The organism is Pseudobacteroides sp. (genome assembly GCF_036567765.1).
Lineage (GTDB): Bacteria > Bacillota > Clostridia > Acetivibrionales > DSM-2933 > Pseudobacteroides.
Window position 1 is genome coordinate 117,267 of sequence record NZ_DATCTU010000104.1, and the last position, 17,248, is coordinate 134,514.

Annotated in this window: 18 protein-coding genes and 1 riboswitch; all 18 genes read right to left on the reverse strand. The window is 36.7% G+C overall.

The window, feature by feature from the left end:
- Positions 1-9 precede the first annotated feature (9 nt).
- Positions 10-507, reverse strand: coding sequence for a flagellar protein FlgN (locus VIO64_RS16960; RefSeq protein ID WP_331920391.1), 498 nt, complete (start codon positions 505-507; stop codon positions 10-12).
- 100 nt (positions 508-607) lie between these two features.
- Complete coding sequence (flgM, locus tag VIO64_RS16965) at positions 608-901, reverse strand: flagellar biosynthesis anti-sigma factor FlgM (RefSeq protein WP_331920393.1); 294 nt, start codon at positions 899-901, stop codon at positions 608-610.
- A gap of 401 nt (positions 902-1,302) precedes the next feature.
- Positions 1,303-1,728, reverse strand: coding sequence for a MerR family transcriptional regulator (locus tag VIO64_RS16970; protein WP_331920395.1), 426 nt, complete (start codon positions 1,726-1,728; stop codon positions 1,303-1,305).
- Between the two features lie 17 nt (positions 1,729-1,745).
- Positions 1,746-2,411 carry a ComF family protein gene (locus VIO64_RS16975; RefSeq protein WP_331920397.1) on the reverse strand — a complete coding sequence of 222 codons (666 nt, stop codon included), beginning with the start codon at positions 2,409-2,411 and terminating at the stop codon, positions 1,746-1,748.
- 172 nt (positions 2,412-2,583) lie between these two features.
- On the reverse strand, positions 2,584-4,812 hold the full coding sequence (locus VIO64_RS16980) for an ATP-dependent RecD-like DNA helicase (RefSeq protein WP_333783866.1): 2,229 nt from the start codon (positions 4,810-4,812) through the stop codon (positions 2,584-2,586).
- 178 nt (positions 4,813-4,990) lie between these two features.
- Positions 4,991-5,347, reverse strand: coding sequence for a hypothetical protein (locus tag VIO64_RS16985; RefSeq protein ID WP_331920401.1), 357 nt, complete (start codon positions 5,345-5,347; stop codon positions 4,991-4,993).
- Between the two features lie 88 nt (positions 5,348-5,435).
- Complete coding sequence (gene metK / locus VIO64_RS16990) at positions 5,436-6,629, reverse strand: methionine adenosyltransferase (RefSeq protein WP_331920403.1); 1,194 nt, start codon at positions 6,627-6,629, stop codon at positions 5,436-5,438.
- 103 nt (positions 6,630-6,732) lie between these two features.
- Positions 6,733-6,840, reverse strand: a riboswitch (SAM riboswitch).
- An 80-nt stretch (positions 6,841-6,920) separates the two neighbouring features.
- On the reverse strand, positions 6,921-8,720 hold the full coding sequence (gene ftsH / locus VIO64_RS16995) for an ATP-dependent zinc metalloprotease FtsH (RefSeq protein ID WP_331920405.1): 1,800 nt from the start codon (positions 8,718-8,720) through the stop codon (positions 6,921-6,923).
- Between the two features lie 152 nt (positions 8,721-8,872).
- Complete coding sequence (gene hpt, locus VIO64_RS17000) at positions 8,873-9,406, reverse strand: hypoxanthine phosphoribosyltransferase (protein WP_331920407.1); 534 nt, start codon at positions 9,404-9,406, stop codon at positions 8,873-8,875.
- Between the two features lie 22 nt (positions 9,407-9,428).
- Positions 9,429-10,886, reverse strand: coding sequence for a tRNA lysidine(34) synthetase TilS (tilS, locus tag VIO64_RS17005; RefSeq protein ID WP_331920409.1), 1,458 nt, complete (start codon positions 10,884-10,886; stop codon positions 9,429-9,431).
- Between the two features lie 10 nt (positions 10,887-10,896).
- Entirely contained in the window at positions 10,897-12,234 is a 1,338-nt protein-coding gene (gene dnaB, locus VIO64_RS17010; protein ID WP_331920411.1) for a replicative DNA helicase, read from the reverse strand.
- A gap of 17 nt (positions 12,235-12,251) precedes the next feature.
- Positions 12,252-12,698: a 50S ribosomal protein L9 gene (gene rplI / locus VIO64_RS17015; protein WP_331920413.1), complete on the reverse strand. Its 447-nt coding sequence runs from the start codon at positions 12,696-12,698 to the stop codon at positions 12,252-12,254.
- A 37-nt stretch (positions 12,699-12,735) separates the two neighbouring features.
- Positions 12,736-14,745: a DHH family phosphoesterase gene (locus tag VIO64_RS17020; protein WP_331920415.1), complete on the reverse strand. Its 2,010-nt coding sequence runs from the start codon at positions 14,743-14,745 to the stop codon at positions 12,736-12,738.
- 9 nt (positions 14,746-14,754) lie between these two features.
- Positions 14,755-15,090 (reverse strand): MazG-like family protein, encoded by a 336-nt coding sequence (locus VIO64_RS17025; RefSeq protein WP_331920417.1) that lies wholly within the window; start codon positions 15,088-15,090, stop codon positions 14,755-14,757.
- Between the two features lie 96 nt (positions 15,091-15,186).
- Entirely contained in the window at positions 15,187-16,023 is an 837-nt protein-coding gene (gene pheA, locus VIO64_RS17030) for a prephenate dehydratase (RefSeq protein WP_331920419.1), read from the reverse strand.
- Between the two features lie 119 nt (positions 16,024-16,142).
- Positions 16,143-16,394: a 30S ribosomal protein S18 gene (gene rpsR, locus VIO64_RS17035; protein WP_414705301.1), complete on the reverse strand. Its 252-nt coding sequence runs from the start codon at positions 16,392-16,394 to the stop codon at positions 16,143-16,145.
- Between the two features lie 123 nt (positions 16,395-16,517).
- Positions 16,518-16,934 carry a single-stranded DNA-binding protein gene (locus VIO64_RS17040; protein WP_331920423.1) on the reverse strand — a complete coding sequence of 139 codons (417 nt, stop codon included), beginning with the start codon at positions 16,932-16,934 and terminating at the stop codon, positions 16,518-16,520.
- Positions 16,935-16,943: 9 nt separating this feature from the next.
- Positions 16,944-17,231 carry a 30S ribosomal protein S6 gene (rpsF, locus tag VIO64_RS17045; protein ID WP_331920425.1) on the reverse strand — a complete coding sequence of 96 codons (288 nt, stop codon included), beginning with the start codon at positions 17,229-17,231 and terminating at the stop codon, positions 16,944-16,946.
- Positions 17,232-17,248: the final 17 nt, after the last annotated feature.

Consider the following 17,248-nt stretch of genomic DNA (forward strand, 5'->3'; position numbering starts at 1 on the left):
CGTTTATTCCTAAATTTTAAAGTCAAATCTGCTTTCCGATTTAACACTTGACTTTTCCCCATCAATACCGTAATTGTTGTCCTGGCTTCCTGCATCTGCAAAAAGATTCAATGAAAAATTAATATAGTCCAGTGAATTTCTAATAAGTTTGGAGTTTAGATCATTAAGCTCCTTAAGCCCACAAATAAGCTTGTTTAGTCCTTCCTGACGTTCTAAAAGCTTGTCCTTTAAAGGCCCATCCGTCATTTCAATAAGTTTAGTCAGATTTATTTCATCAGTCTTCATCTTTAAAGCTTTTGACATCTTATAAATAATAATCTCCCTTTGGTTCTCTATCTGGGTAATTTTAATAATAAGTTTTTGCTCTGCCTGAACTATTTTTTCCAGCTCACTTACCTTTCCATCAACTATGACTGCTGTTTTTTCTGTGGAAGTGCTAAAAATTTCTTTGTATATGTCAAGTTCCTGATCTAGAGTAACAATTAATTCATTAAATATTGAATCCAAAAAAATCAACCCCCAAATATAAGAAATTCTCTCCTTATAGCATATTTGCGGGATATGAATATCCCGCAAAACTTATACAAACATTTATTTTTGCCCTCTACTACTGCTGGCTATTTTTATTATTTATTGAATCAATTAACTTATCTGCCAAATCACCACTGCTTATATTGTATTCTCCTTTGTCGTACTTCTCCTGTATGCTTTTAACCTTGTCCTGCCTGATATCCGGAATGTCCTTTAATGCTTTCAACGCTGTCTGGAAGTCCTTAGCCTGGTTGGATATTGATAAGATATCCTTTTTTGCTGATGTTGCTTCTGTTTTGTCAACCTTACCTACATTTTTGGTCTTGTTGTAGATCCCGGAGACTTTTGAAACATCTCCATTAATTCTCATAAATACCACCTACCTTCAAAAATTTTAAATATGGTTTTACTTATATTTATATAAAATATATAAATTCAAAAGTTTAATTTACTTTTAAATAGTTATCTTTTGTTTAAATTTGGGAATTTTATAGAATATTGGCAATCCCCTATATATAATATTAACACATATTCATATCAATATCATCTTTAAAATTTTATAAAAATCTTTCTCTTATTATTTATATCGGCATTCCTGAAATTTAGTTTATAGTTTTGTATTATTTCTTTAATCCGCCTCCTTGAAACAATTGTAAATCTGCCCTATGACGTTTCAAAGCCATGTGTTTGAAACGCCATTTATCCCTCAATAAGTTTATCGGAGTCAGGTTAATTCTTCTTTACACTTTTTTGCAATAAAAATCAAATTTGTTATTTATTTTTTTCATTTTTATTTAAAAATCTCATCTCAAATCCCTTTTTCCCACTTGTGTCAGAAGAAACTGATTCACTAATCTCATCAGCCGTTTTTTTCAAATCCTTTGTAAGCCCTCCAGCACAGATATCGCAGAATCTTCCACTCCTAATGGATTTGCCGCAGGACTCACAGGATAATATCATATTGGCTTCCCCGCCCGAAATCTCTAGTCGTCCTTCCCTTAAATACCTGGTGATTTTCTGCACACTTATTTCCAGATCTTCTGAAACCTTGGCCATTGAAGTTCCCGGGTATTTATAAAGATATTCCTTTACCCTCTTAAAATCGTCCTCGTCAGCCTTAATACAATCGGGGCAAATCGGTTTTCCAGCGTAATTATAGATTTGCCCGCATCTTTTACAATTTCTAATGTCCGGCATATTAATCCTCCATTCGTTTATATAAACTTTTTGCCTGAAGCAATGGCAACAGCAGTAACTTCTATTGCACCTGATTCTTTAAGAACTCTGCTGCATTCCGATAAAGTACTTCCGGTAGTCAATATATCGTCAACCAAAAACACTTTCCTTCCTTTAACCTTTTCCGGATAAACAACCCTAAAGGCCCCCTCTACGTTTCTAGCCCTTAAACTCTTATTCATCAGACTTTGGACTCCAGTACTTTTTATCTTTTTTAAAACATAAGACTTTTCACTAATCCTTAATACCTTGCTGATATATCTGGAAATCAAATATGATTGGTTATATCCTCTTTCAATTTGCCTGTCTTTATTTAGTGGAATACTCATTATTATGTCTTCATTTTTGACCTTGATAACTTTTATTATCTTTAGTGCCAAAAGCCTTCCAAAAGTCCTGTAATATACAGATTTGTTCCTGAATTTATAACGCCTTAGTGCATCCTTCATTATACCATTGTATTCACAAAGACATATGCAGTTATCAAATGAATACATGGGTCCTAATTCAAAGACCCTGTCCTCAAGAAAGAGTATATTTCCGTAGCAATCATCACATATGGAAATTTCTTTGCTAAACTCTAGCAGTTCCCCGCAAAATATGCATTTCATCGGAAATATCAAATTAATAAGTTGTTTCACCATATAATGCCTTTCAATAATTGATAGGTTTATAATATATATCGGTATTTACTTATTTTTTAGATAACCATAGTTTTAAAATTTTTTTGTTTTTTAGAATTGAAAAGAATATTGGAAGTTAAATTTAATAGAAGGAATGTATATTTTTAGTCATGAAAAAAAGCAATGACCAGGCTTAGAAGCATATTCCTGCAAACCCACTAATTAGCCTTTCCGAAAGGCTTGAATATCTCTGCATCTCTTTTAGATTATTTATCATAAGCCTGAGGACATTTTCATAACCCACAAGTATAACCATATCCTTAGCCCTAGTAATAGCTGTATAAAGAAGATTCCTAGTAAGAAGTATCTCAGGTCCGCTGTATAAAGGAATAATTACCGCCGGAAATTCACTTCCCTGGCTTTTATGAATAGTAATAGCGTAAGCAAGCTCTAACTCATCTAAAATACTGAAGTCATACTCAACAATTTTGTCATCATCAAACAAGACCTTCACAAAATGCTCATCATTATCAATTTCGATAATAATGCCTGTATCTCCATTAAATACTCCTTGACCCTCACTGGTAAAAAGCCCAGACTTTTCCCATCTGATAGTATAATTATTTCTTATTTGCATAACCCTGTCACCTTCACGGAATACAAAATCCCTGTATGCTTTCTCCCTCTTTGTCCGCTCCTCAGGATTCAGGTATTTTTGCAGCACTTTGTTCATGTTCAACACACCAGTAGGCCCTTTCTTTGTAGGTGTAAGGACCTGTATTTGCTTCATGGGATCGTAGTCGTATTTTGCAGGAAGCCTTTTATAGCATAGTTCTGCAATGGTGGAAACAATTTGATCTCCACTATTTCGCGGCATAAAAAAGAAATCCTTGCCCTTTACATTTAAGTGCGGCAAATCCCCCTTATTTATCCTGTGTGCATTAACCACTATCATACTTTCTTCAGCTTGTCTGAAAATTTCAGTCAATCTTACTATTCCAATCATATTGCTGGATATAATGTCCTTTAGCACACAACCCGGTCCCACCGAAGGCAGCTGGTCAACATCTCCAACCAGTATGAGCCTCGTTCCAGGTTCAATAGCTTTTAAAAGACTGTTCATAAGTATTATATCAACCATTGACATCTCATCCACTATTATGGCATCTGCCTCAATTGGGTTTGAGTCAGACTTGGTAAAAACCATTTCATCATTATCGGAGCTGTATCCGATTTCCAGCAGCCTATGAATAGTCTTAGCTTCAAAACCTGTAGTTTCAGTCATCCTCTTTGCAGCTCTGCCCGTGGGAGCAGTAAGTGCGACATTAAAGCCGTCCCTTTGCATGAGCTTTATTATGCTTTTTATTATGGTGGTTTTCCCAGTTCCCGGTCCTCCAGTAATTACAATTACTCCATGGGCCAAGGCCTCTTTTACTGCCACAAGCTGGTTTTCGGCAAATACAATTCCTTCTTCCTCCTGAATGTCATTTATCCTTTTTTCCAACTCTATAGCATCATTTTTAAATTCAACGGTGGAAAGCCCTATCAATCTTTTGCACACAGACAGTTCAGCATTATAGAATGTACTTAGATATACCCTATTACCCTCCGCACTTTTATCCATATAAATGGCTTTATCCAAAAGAAGCTTTATGCAGGCATCCCTTATCTGATCAATTTCAACTTCCAAAAGCTGTGATGTAAGCTCAAGAAGTTTTTCTTCCGGAAGATAAGTATGTCCATTCACGGCAGATTGAGTCAAGACATGTTTAATTCCGCTGCATACCCTGTATATGGACATTGGATCAATACCAAGACTCATTGCCAGCCTATCTGCAATTTTAAATGTTATTCCGAAAATTTGCTCCGAGAGCTTATATGGGTTTTCTTTTATTTCGTCAATAGCCCTATCCCCAAAAATCTTATATATTTTCATAGAATGGACAGGGCTTATACCATACTCCTGAAAAAAGAGCATGACATTTCTAAGCCCCTGCTGCTCATTGAAGTCTTGTCCTATCTTAATAGCCTTTTCTAGGCTGATGCCTCTAATCAGCGATAATTGCTGAGGCTTGAAACCTATTATATTTAATGTATCATCTCCGAATTTCTTAACTATTTTAGCCGCCGTAGCAGGCCCTATTCCCTTTAGCACCCCCGATGCAAGATATTTTTCAATAGCATCAGCTGTCTTTGGCAGAAGCTTTTCATAACACTCCACCTTTAGCTGTTCACCGTAATCGGGATGTTCAACCCACTTACCTATAATTTTTATGGACTCTCCGATACTGATAAAAGGCATAAATCCTACGGCAGTTATTATTTCTTTATCATCCTTTACATCGCAAACAGTATAGCCATTTGCTTCATTTGTATATATAATATCTTCAACGATTCCTTCTATAGTAACTAATGCATTCACCTTTACATGCTCCTCATGCATTCTTATTTGTTTGTATTATTTATTGTTCTAAACACACTTACTATAATACCAGATAGAATGCCACCAATCAAATTATATAAAGTAAACGGACATAAGTAAAAGGCTAGATCTTACAAGGTATATCCTTATAAAATCGAGCCTTTTTGTCTAATTTACCTTAATTTGCTTTAATTTCTTCAAATATCAATTCCTTCTCATCCCTATTAAAAACTTCAATCATATCATGATTATTTTTTAACTTTTTTAATATTTTTAAGGTTTCATCCTCGGAGCCCATGTCCACTATATAGAGTTTGCCGTTGGAAACAATATCCCTTGCCGTTTCTCCCGATAGTATTGTCTTTACAATACCTTCCACATTATCCTGCTGGTTTTTTATCAATATTACCAGTTTCACGTCGATATTTGAGGATTTTTTCCTTTTTGGAAACGACTCAATGATACTAATAATAAGTGATAACATACCATAAACCGCAAAAAGATACACAAGTAATTCAGGTATCAGCTCAAACAATTTAAACACCTCCTTAAATCAAGTTATTAAGGAAATGCATAATTGGTTACAGTAAATGTGTTGTATATAAACAGCAATTATACACTGATTATATTAACTCTGCTTCCTTTTTGAGCACTTCAGCCTTATCAGTCATTTCCCATGACAATTCAGCATCAGTGCGTCCAAAGTGTCCGTATGCAGCTGTTTTTCTATAAATAGGTCTTCTGAGATTTAATGTCTTAATTATACCTGCCGGCCTTAAATCAAAGTTCTTTTGAACCAATTTAACCAGCTTGTCCTCTGAGATTTTGCCTGTTCCAAAAGTTTCAACCAAGATTGATACCGGTTTAGCAACACCTATGGCATATGCCAGCTGAACTTCACATTTTCTTGCCAACCCTGCAGCAACTATATTCTTTGCTACATACCTTGCTGCGTATGCTGCTGAACGGTCAACCTTTGTGGGGTCCTTTCCTGAGAAAGCTCCGCCTCCATGTCTTGCATATCCGCCATACGTATCTACTATTATTTTTCTTCCTGTCAGTCCGGAGTCTCCCTGAGGACCTCCTACAACAAACCTTCCTGTTGGATTGATAAGGAACTTTGTATTTGAGTCTATAAGTTCTGCTGGGATTACCGGTCTAATAACATGCTCAACTATATCTTTTTCAATTGTGTCATGCTCAACGTCAGCACTATGCTGTGTAGATATTACAACAGTGTCTATCCTCACAGGCCTGTCGTTTTCATACTCAACCGTAACCTGTGATTTACCGTCAGGTCTCAAATAATTAACTACTCCAGCCTTTCTTATATCGCTCAGCTTCTTAACAAGCTTATGTGCCAATGAAATAGGCATAGGCATAAGTTCAGGGGTTTCATCACAAGCAAATCCAAACATCATACCTTGATCACCTGCACCAATCGCTTCAATTTGGGCATCTGTCATCTCGCCTTTTTTTGCCTCAAGAGCCTTGTCCACTCCCATTGCAATATCAGGTGATTGCTCGTCTATTGATGTAATAACAGAACACGTTTCACTGTCAAAACCGTATTTTGCCCTGTCATAACCTATTTCCTTTATGGTATTTCTTACTATCTTTGGGATGTCAACATAACAACTTGTGGTAATCTCCCCCATAACCAGGACAAGACCTGTTGTTACTGCCGTTTCACAAGCTACTCTCGCATTAGGGTCTTTTTCATATATAGCATCTAAAACTGCGTCAGATACCTGATCACAGATTTTATCCGGATGCCCTTCTGTAACTGATTCTGAAGTAAATAAAATTCTTCCCATATTTCTAATCCTCCTTATTGTTAAAAATTGTTTTATATATTTAATACAATTTATTTTGATACTAAAAAACCTCTTCATAAAGAAGAGGCAAGAATTTCTGCTTTCCTCATCTTTCAGAATGTACACGACACTCTGCAGGAATTGGCACCGATACATTATGCCGGTTGCCGGGTTTCATAGGGCTCAGTCCCTCCACCTCTCTTGATAAGGTTACTATTAAATTTTAACTTAGGCATAATATAACATATTACGCAATACTAGTCAAGGAAATTATACTGCTTTTATAAACATTTATGCACTTGCAAATATTTCTTCAAATTCGGGACCCTCAAGTTTCTCTTTCTCCATTAGAGTCTTAGCAACAACATGAAGTCTGTTGATATTCTCTTTCAGTATGCTTAATGTCCTCTCATATGCATTATCGATAATGCTCTTTACTTCCCTGTCAATTATGGAAGCTGTTTCTTCACTGTAATTCTTTGATTGTGCAAAATCTCTTCCGATAAACACTTCATCATTTTCATTTCTGAAAATAAGGTTGCTCAAACTCTCGCTCATACCATATTTAATGATTATGTCTCTTGCAACTCCATTAGCATGTTTTAAATCACTTGAAGCACCTGTACTTATCTCTCCTAAAATTATTTCTTCAGCAGCTCTTCCTCCAAGGGAAACGACAATGGATTCAAGAAGCTGGCTCTTTGTACGATAGCTTAAATCTTCTTCAGGCCTTCCGAATACATATCCACCGGCCATTCCGGACGGAATTATGGATATTCTGTCTACTCTATCTGTAGAAGAAACCAACTTTATCGCAATTGCATGACCTGCTTCATGATAAGCAGTAAGCTTCTTTTCTTTTTCGCTCATTACGCGGCTCTTCTTTTCAGGACCCATAACAACTTTGAACGTAGCCTCTTTTATTTCTTCATATGTTATAACCTTCTTGTCTTTTCTTGCAGCTAAGAGTGCTGCTTCGTTAAGAAGGTTTTCAAGATCAGCTCCGGTAAATCCCGATGTGTTTTTAGCAATATCATCCAGCTTTACATCCTCGCCTAATGGCTTTCCTCTAGCATGCACCTTAAGTATCTGTTCTCTTCCCTTTATGTCTGGATATCCAACAACAACCCTTCTGTCAAACCTTCCAGGTCTTAGCAATGCTGGGTCCAAAATATCAGGTCTATTGGTAGCTGCAAGTATGATTACACCTTCATTCAGTCCAAAACCATCCATTTCAACAAGGAGCTGATTGAGGGTTTGTTCACGTTCGTCATGTCCTCCGCCAAGGCCTGCACCTCTGTGACGTCCAACAGCATCTATTTCATCTATAAACACAATACATGGAGAGCTCTTTTTTGCCTGTTCAAATAAATCCCTTACCCTTGATGCACCTACACCCACAAACATTTCCACGAAGTCAGAACCGCTTATGCTAAAAAACGGAACGCCTGCTTCGCCTGAAACCGCTTTGGCCAGTAAGGTTTTACCTGTTCCTGGAGGTCCCACAAGCAGTACCCCCTTAGGTATCCTTGCACCAAGCTCAACAAACTTTCTAGGCTGTTTTAGGAACTCTACAATTTCTTTTAATTCTTCCTTTTCTTCATCTGCTCCGGCAACGTCTTCAAATGTCACCTTTTTCTTTTCATCAACACTCATTTTGGCTCGGCTTTTACCAAAGGACATAACCCTGTTTCCGCCTCCGCCCTGAGACTGCTGCAAAAAGAATACCCAGAACAGTATGAATATAACTATAAGACCTACAGTCGGCAGAATTGTAACCCACCACGGAGCTGTTGAAAGCGGTTTTCCTTCCAATGCTATCTGATTGTTCTTGATGTAGGGATTGACTTCCTCCAAGAACTTATCAATGGATGGAATAATGACTGTGTACTTCGCTCCACCAGCGGCCTTATTTGTAATTACAGTCGCTTTATTCCCTTCTAACGAGATGGACTGAACTTTGTCAAGCTGTGACAACAAATGTGTATAGGTTTTTGATTCTGGATCCTGGCTTAAACTAAATATTGATAAGATAGCCAATATTATAACCAAAAGCACTATATAAAAACTTATTCCCTTGAAATACTTCAAACAGCTCACTCCTTATTATTTTATAAAAAACATTAAATTATATATATACAAAATGTAAAAAGTGTGGTTATTTTAATATGATTATACAGTACTATATATTAACATATACTTTATCAAAACTCAATAATCTATATTAAAAGTATTATCTCGGTTTATTTATACACTTCTTCATCAAGTATACATAGATCCGGAAGATTCCTATACTTGCCTGCATAATCCAGCCCATATCCTATTACAAACTCATCAGGTATAGTAAATCCTTTATAATCAAGATCGATTTCAACCTTTCTTCTTGAAGGCTTATCAAGTGCCGCAATGATTTTTATGTCAGCAGGTCCTCTTGTTTGCAGCATTTCTTTTAGGTACTTCAGCGTAAGTCCAGTGTCTGCAATATCTTCAACAATCATTACATGCTTATTGGTTATTGAAATATCTATATCCTTTATAATCCTAACAACTCCTGAGGATTTTGAGGAGCTACCATAGCTTGATACCGATATAAAATCAATTTCAACAGGGATTTTTAACTCTCTTATAAGATCAGCCAAAAATACGAATCCTCCCTTGAGTACACCAACCAGTATAAGATCCTTACCCTCATAGTCATTGGATATTTTATTTCCCAATTCCTTAACTTTTTTGCCTAACTCTTCTTTGCTAATCAATATCTGTTTAATACCGTTCAAGTCTGTTTCCCCCTGTTTAATACTAGTACTTGCAGTCCGTGTCATACTTCAATTCCAGCTTTAATATATATTTAGTATTTTCATTTACTTTAAATTTATCACTTGTTTTATTGCCTACAATCCAAACAATTTCATTTCCTTTTGCTACTAGAAGCATTTTTTGTCTTTCTTCTCGGGGAATTTTTTCATCAATGAAATAGTTTTTAAGCTTTTTGGTACCATTACCATTTACAGGCTTGAATACATCCCCTTCTTTTCGCTTTCTCAAACTTATACCCATTTTAAGGATTTCATAATCAAAATATTGAATCATAGACTCTCTTCTATATTTTGTAAAATTTAAATTGTCTACAGTATTTGATTCTATGACAGATGATTCCAAACAATAATTTATGCCATTTGCTTGAAAAGAAATCACTCCAGGTATTACCACTTCTTTTTCGGAACTGCTATCGCAATCAACCCCTGCAGTTTCTTTTTTATTGCTGTTTTTACACGATATGGATAGTGCATCGTAGGATTTTTCTCCCGTAAGTTTCCCCGGAAGGCAGATCACCGCACCGGTTCTGCCGTTTAAGGCCAACTCCAGCAGTAAACTTATATGCTTCTTTTCAATTCCGTTCAAATTTCCTTTTATATCCTTTATAGCACTCCTTAATATTCTATTCTTTATAGAATCATGAAAATCCTTTAAATTTCCAACACTAAGCCTTATTTTGTCGGTTTTTTTATCTGTTATACATCTATTTAATGCATTCTTTGTATATTCTTCAATAAAGGCCAGATCACAGCTGATTATTTCCGCCGTCCTGCCAATACTTTCCTCAATGTCGGTATTAAAACTTTTGTTGATATAAGGAATCAGCTCCAAGCGGATTTTATTTCTGGTATATATACTTTCCAGATTAGAACTGTCAATTCTGGGATTCAATTTATTCAATGTGCAATAGTCCTCAATCTCATGCCTGCTGATATCCAAAAGAGGCCTTATTATGTTATCCCTTTTATACTGTATCCCTTTTAACCCATCCGGCCCTGTTCCTCTGATAATATTCATAAGAATGGTCTCGGAATGGTCATTTTTATTGTGGGCAACAGCTATCTTTTGTGCATCTTTATCTTTTGCATAAAACTCAAATTGCCTATATCTTGCAAGCCGTCCTGCTTCCTCCAAGGATACCGATTCTTTCTTCGATATACTTCGTACATCTATCCTGTCTGAGTAAAACTCTACTCCAATCTTCCTGCAAAATTCCCTAGCATAATCCTCGTCCAGATTTGCTTCTTCTCCCCTAAGCATATGGTTTATATGTACTGCAATTATCCTTAAATTATAAAGAGATGAGATATTCTTTAAAACATGGACAAGGCAAACAGAATCCGGACCGCCGGAAATACCGGCGATTACAGTTTCACCTTTATTTAATAGACTGTTACATTTAATTGTATTTAAAACTTTCTCAATTATGCTATTATTCATATAAGTCTTATTATGTCCTGTATTTCTCAATATTAGCAAACTTGGTATATGTACCCAGCCAAGTAAGCTCAACTGTTCCTGTTGATCCGCTTCTATGCTTTGCTAAAATAACTTCTGCTATATTTTTCTTATCGGTTTCAGGATTGTAATAATCATCCCGGTATAAAAAAATAACAATATCGGCATCCTGCTCTATGGCACCGGATTCCCTGAGGTCACTCAAGATAGGCCTGTGATCAGCCCTTTGTTCAGGGGCACGGCTGAGCTGTGAAAGGGTAATTATCGGAACGTTTATTTCCTTTGCCAATATTTTTAATGACCTTGAGATATCAGATATTTCCTGCTGCCTGCTCTCGGTTTTGCCTCTGCCCTGCATGAGCTGAAGGTAGTCGATAACAACCAGTCCCAGGTTCTTTTCCAGCTTAAGCCTTCTGCATTTGGCCCTTATTTCGGATATTGAGATACCCGGCGTATCATCTATATAAATCGGTGCCTCGGATAAAGGTCCCAAAGCACGGGCAATCTTCTTCCAGTCATCATCCTCCAGCTTCCCTGTCTTTACCTTCTGGCTGTCCACCATGGCTTCACTGCAAAGAATTCTGCTTACAAGCTGTTCTTTTGACATTTCAAGGCTGAAAATTGCCACAGGAACTCCTGAATAAACCGCTGCATTCTGAGCAATGTTAAGTGCAAAGGCAGTCTTTCCCATTGCCGGCCTTGCTGCTACAAGTATTAGGTCTGAATTATGAAGACCTGATGTTTTATAATCAAGGTCCACAAACTTTGTAGGTATGCCGGTAACATGGCCTTTATTGTTATATAGCTCTTCCAATTTGTTAAAGGCATCCACCAAAACCTCTTTGATTGGAGCAAAGCCTTGGGTACCTCTTTTTTGGAGAACGTCAAAAATGCTCTTTTCTGCTTTGTCAACTATATATGAAAGCTCTTCAGAGGCTTCATACCCAAGATTTACAATCTCTGATGATGCCTTTATAAGCTTTCGCAAGGTTGATTTTTCTTCTACAATTTTTGCGTAATGCTTTGCGTTTGCAGTTGTGGGGACTGCACTCGCTATATTGGTCAGGTATTCGAGCCCACCGATATTATCAAGAGTACCTCGTAGTTTCAATTGCTCGGAAACGGTAATAAGATCCACAGGCTCTCCGGAATCGAAAAGATCCATCACAGCCTCAAAAATTTCCTTGTGATCAGCCCTATAAAAATCCTCACTTTTTAAAACCTCAGTCACTACGGGAATTACCTCTTTATCAAGAAGCATTGAGCCTATCACAGACTGCTCAGCTTCAATGCTCTGAGGCGGTACTCTCCCAAAAGAACCCAAATCCATTATCTACTGCACCCTCTTTATACATTTTCTATCTTTATCTTTAACTTGGCACTTACTTCAGGATATAGCTTTATGTTTGCCTCCGTAGTCCCTAATGATTTTATAGCATCCTCAAGTATGATCTGCTTCTTGTCAACATCAAGCTTAAAATCAGCCTTTAGCTTTTCTGCAACATCCTTATTAGTTATTGAACCAAACAGCTTGCCGCCTTCACTGGCTTTAGCCTTAAAAATGAGAGTAATATTCTTTATTTTTTCTGCTGTTTCCTTAGCTTTTGCCAATTCTTTTTCCTTTTTCATCCTGTCTGATTCATTCTTGTTTTTCATTACATTTATATTGGATGAAGTGGCTTCCATTGCCAATCCTTTCGGCATAAGAAAGTTTCTTGCATATCCGTCACTTACTTCAACCAAACTATCTTTTTTTCCTAATCCTTTTACATCCGCTTTTAAAATTACTTTCATTATTAAATCCCCCCTACGGTTATATTTGCTACGTTTTTTAACAGTTACCTGAATTAATTTCGTTAGTATATTCAATTATAGCACACTTTAGTTTTTCTATGGCGTTTTCTATAGAAATTCCTTCGAGTTGTGCACCGGCTATGGATAAATGACCTCCACCGCCTAATCTTTCCAATATCATCTGAACATTAATCTCTCCTAGAGATCTCCCGCTTATAACAACTACATTTCCATTTATGCTGAGAACAAAGGCTGCCGCTATTCCTAAGAGGCTTAAAAGCTGATCTGCTGCTTGTGCTGATATTAGTTGGGCGTTTTTAATATTCTGAGGACAAACCGAAACGGCTATCCTGTCATTAACAATCTCAGCATTCCTTACAATATTGGAAATGTTTATATAAGTTCCAATATCATTCTGGAATAGCTGCTTCACTGAAACAGTATCAACACCCTGACGCCTTAAGAAAGATGCAGCTTCAAATGTTCTTACACCAGTCTTGAATGTAAAATTCTTGGTATCCACAACAATTCCTGCATATAAAGCCTCAGCTTCAAGCTGCTTTAAGTGTACCTTTTCCTCTACATACTGTAAAATTTCTGTTACAAGCTCACAGGTAGAAGACGCATATGTTTCCTGATATGTCAGCACCGCATCCTGAATATAGTCCGCCCCTCTCCTATGGTGATCTATAACAACAATTTGATTTGTGAACTTAATAAGTTCAGGGCTTTCAGTGAACGATGGCCTGTGAGTATCAAGTATTATAAGCAGTGTCTTTTTATTGATACGGTCCAATGCCTCACTGCTATTTATAAAAACCCCCGAATAGTCAGGATTCTTTTCAATTTTAGACAACAGGTTTTCTATTGTTGGGTTCGAACTGTTTAAAACTATATGAACATTTTTACCTCTGTTTTTTACAATCCTGCAAATGCCCAATGCCCCTCCAAGGCAATCCACATCGCAGTACTCATGGCCCATAATCAAGACCTCCGGAGATTGGTCAATCAGCTCCCTTAACGCATAAGCTATAACCCTTGCCTTTACTCTTGTCCTTTTCTCCAGCTCTCTTGTTTTGCCTCCGAAAAAGTTAAAGGTTTCACCATTTCTTATAACAACATGGTCTCCCCCCCTGCCAAGTGCTATATCAATACAGGCACTTGCATATGAAAAGTTTTCAATTATAGTTTTACCGTTAATTCCAAATCCAAGGCTCAATGTTACAGGAATTTTGTTTCCTATATTGATTTCCTTTACTATGTCCAGTATTTCATACTTCTTATCTTCAAACTCTTTTATGTATTTGTTCTCAAATACAAATAAATACTTGTCCCTTTCGAACTTTCTTATAATACCTCCAGTATGGCTCATCCAGCCTACAATTCTTTTATCAATCTCCGCTAGAAGCTGGGGTCTTGATCCATCTTCCAAACTCTGCATCAAATCATCATAGTTGTCTATAACAATAAGCCCAATGCAGGTCTTTTCGTCATTAAACCGCTTTTCCAGCTCAACGAACTCTGTATTGTCCAATAGATACAGCATAAGAATAAATTCGCCCTTATCGCTTTTCTTTTCGGCTTTTACAAAGTTCCCCAGTACGTTATAATTACGCTGATTTATTAATATACTTTTATTAATTTTGGGTTGTCCGTCAAGTATTTTTTTTGGTTCAAGGTCATTCGTCAAGGATGTTATGTTCTTTTCCAAAAGATCCTTACCGCCGAATATGTCTCTGAAGGGCGGGTTGTACCACACAATAGTGCCATCTAACTCAAGCACTACAAAAGGCAGCGGAAAATTTAACAAAGTATCCTTGGTTGCCGTATCAACATGGAATGTCAAATCTTCGATATATTTGGTAAGATCACTCTGTCTCTTATATTCCAGTCTCAGGTTATAAAAAACCAGAAATAAAAAAAGAACAAATCCCACCATGCCGATCCAAAATTTCAATATTGTCAGAATAACTACCAGAAGCAGTATTATGCCCAAATAAGTACTTGCCCTGGGGATAAAAGCCCACATAAACCTTTTATTGTCCATTTTATCTCCTTATTTTCTTATCCTGGAACAATTTAAATGCCTTGTTAATTCCGATAAATCTCCATAGTATTTTTCAACATCATGCTCTTCAACCAAGCCAAGCTTAATTTTATTCTCTATTTTAATTTCAATGGAATTATAACTGATTCCAAGCCTTTTACCAAGCAGGTAGCATATCAAAATTATATTTGACAGGCTTTCAGTGACAGCCTCATGGACTTCCTCTTTTGCTCCGTTTACAAGTATTTTGAATAATGCTGCAATATCTGTCAGGAGTTCACTCTTTAACCACTCTATAATTTTTATATTCCTTGTTATATCAATTTCCTTATCAAATAATGCCATCTAACCACTCCAGTATAGTTTATGATTGTATATTATAACACACCACTACATGGATAGAATATACATTTGCTTTATTTCCCGCAAGCTATAAGTTCCTTATACCGTAAATATTGGATAGGATCCAAGGAATTTATAAAATGATGATTTTCTTTTTACCATAGTAAGTGCATCCTTCAAATCTTCATCGTCCCTGTGCCCTAATATATCAATGAAAAAAATATACTTACCCAGCTCATTTTTGGCTGGCCTTGACTCTATTCTCGTCATGTTTATATCCCACAGATTGAAAATATCCAATATTCTGTAGAGACTCCCAGGTTTGTCTTCAGTTGAAAACACAATTGAGGTCTTGTCATTTCCCGTCTTGCAGCTGTCATTATGGGCTATAACTGCAAACCTGGTAAGATTATTATCACTGTCCTGTACACACTTATCCAGTATATCAAGTCCATATACCTTTGCTGCTATGGAAGACCCTATTGCCGCCATGCTTCCGTCGCACTGTGCCACCTCTTCTGCCGCCCCTGCAGTACTGTAAACATATTTTATATGAGCATTGGGGTATCTGCTGCCGATAAATTTCCTGCATTGGCCTATTGGCTGTGGATGTGAAACAATACACCGGATTTTTTCAGGATCAGTTCCCTTCCTAACCAGCAGGTTCTGAACAATGGATATTACTACTTCATCCTTTATCAAAAGGTTGACATCTGAAGCCAGCATATCAAGAGTTACATTTATAGCCCCCTCCAAGGAATTTTCCATAGGAGCCACACCCTCGTCAACTTCCTTGTTTTGAACAGCAAATATCAAATCGGATATTCCATTATACTCATACAGCTCAAAGTTTTCTATTTTTCTACCATCAATATATCTTAAAGTAGCTTCCTGCGAAAATGTACCTTTAGGACCAAGATAACCTATCTTTACCATAACATTATCTCCATATAGTTATTTTTTAGAACAAAATCGCTTGCGATTTTGCAACCTTGATTGTTGTGGTGAGAAATTAAAAGCCTATAGATTGTTCTATAGGCTTTACATGTAAATTCTTATTCAGCTGTATATGGCAAAAGTGCAACGTGTCTTGCTCTTTTTATTGCCATAGTCAACTGACGTTGATGTTTGGCACAGTTTCCGGAAATTCTCCTTGGAAGTATCTTACCTCTTTCGGATATGAATTTGCGTACTTTTGCTACATCCTTGTAATCGATATCAACTACTTTATCTACACAGAAGGCACAAACTTTTTTCTTTGCCCTTCTCATTCTCATTCCGCCTTTACCTTCGCCTTTATCGTACATATCTTTTCCGCCGCTTCTTTCTCTTTTTCCACCTGGCATTCAAAAAACCTCCTTTCAAAAACCTATCATATATATAGGAATACGATTAATTACTTTAACTTTAGAAGACTCACTTCTTAAAAATTAAAACGGCAATTCATCATCATCACCAATAGGATAGAATCCATCTTCACTACTGCTTGTTCCTCCAAATGAAGGCTTGGAAGAAGACTCTTCAGACTTTTTACTGTCAGCAAAATGTGCCTCTTCAGCTACTATCTCAGTAACATAATGACGCTTTCCTTCATTATCATCCCATGTTCTGGTCTGAATACGCCCTACAATTACAACCTGACGGCCTTTTTGAAAATACTTGCCGCAGAATTCTGCAAGCTTATTCCAGACTACTACAGGTATAAAATCTGCCTGTTTCTCTTCCCCTTGCTTAGAAAATGCTCTATTAACAGCAAGAGTAAAGCTGCATACAGGTGTATTATTTGTACTGGTATATCTTAATTCAGGCTCTTTCGTCAGTCTTCCCATTAGAATGGCTTTATTCATAAAATCACCTTATTTTTCCTTTTTGATAATCATGTATTTAATTATGCCATCTGTAATTTTGTAAATTCTCTCAAGCTCATGAGGGAAACTAGATTCTGCTGTGAAGTTAACTAATACATAGTAACCTTCATTACAGTCTTCAATTGGATATGCAAGCTTTTTTTTGCCCCATTCGTCAATACTTTCCAATTGTGCAGAAGTTTCTAAAAGTCCCTTAAACTTTTCAACAAGAGCTTTTATAGTTTCTTCACCAACCTCAGTATTGATTATAAAAATTGATTCATACTTATTTGCCATTCGACTTCACCTCCTCC

Bases quoted from the DNA above. Each gene is read 5' to 3' on its own strand.
- flgM (WP_331920393.1), bottom strand. From the start codon at position 901: ATGAGAATTAATGGAGATGTTTCAAAAGTCTCCGGGATCTACAACAAG.
- VIO64_RS16970 (WP_331920395.1), bottom strand. From the start codon at position 1,728: ATGCCGGACATTAGAAATTGTAAAAGATGCGGGCAAATCTATAATTAC.
- VIO64_RS16975 (WP_331920397.1), bottom strand. From the start codon at position 2,411: ATGGTGAAACAACTTATTAATTTGATATTTCCGATGAAATGCATATTT.
- metK (WP_331920403.1), bottom strand. From the start codon at position 6,629: ATGGGAAGAATTTTATTTACTTCAGAATCAGTTACAGAAGGGCATCCG.
- tilS (WP_331920409.1), bottom strand. From the start codon at position 10,886: ATGAATAATAGCATAATTGAGAAAGTTTTAAATACAATTAAATGTAAC.
- dnaB (WP_331920411.1), bottom strand. From the start codon at position 12,234: ATGGATTTGGGTTCTTTTGGGAGAGTACCGCCTCAGAGCATTGAAGCT.
- rplI (WP_331920413.1), bottom strand. From the start codon at position 12,698: ATGAAAGTAATTTTAAAAGCGGATGTAAAAGGATTAGGAAAAAAAGAT.
- VIO64_RS17020 (WP_331920415.1), bottom strand. From the start codon at position 14,745: ATGGACAATAAAAGGTTTATGTGGGCTTTTATCCCCAGGGCAAGTACT.
- VIO64_RS17025 (WP_331920417.1), bottom strand. From the start codon at position 15,090: ATGGCATTATTTGATAAGGAAATTGATATAACAAGGAATATAAAAATT.
- pheA (WP_331920419.1), bottom strand. From the start codon at position 16,023: ATGGTAAAGATAGGTTATCTTGGTCCTAAAGGTACATTTTCGCAGGAA.
- rpsR (WP_414705301.1), bottom strand. From the start codon at position 16,394: ATGTACGATAAAGGCGAAGGTAAAGGCGGAATGAGAATGAGAAGGGCA.
- VIO64_RS17040 (WP_331920423.1), bottom strand. From the start codon at position 16,934: ATGAATAAAGCCATTCTAATGGGAAGACTGACGAAAGAGCCTGAATTA.
- rpsF (WP_331920425.1), bottom strand. From the start codon at position 17,231: ATGGCAAATAAGTATGAATCAATTTTTATAATCAATACTGAGGTTGGT.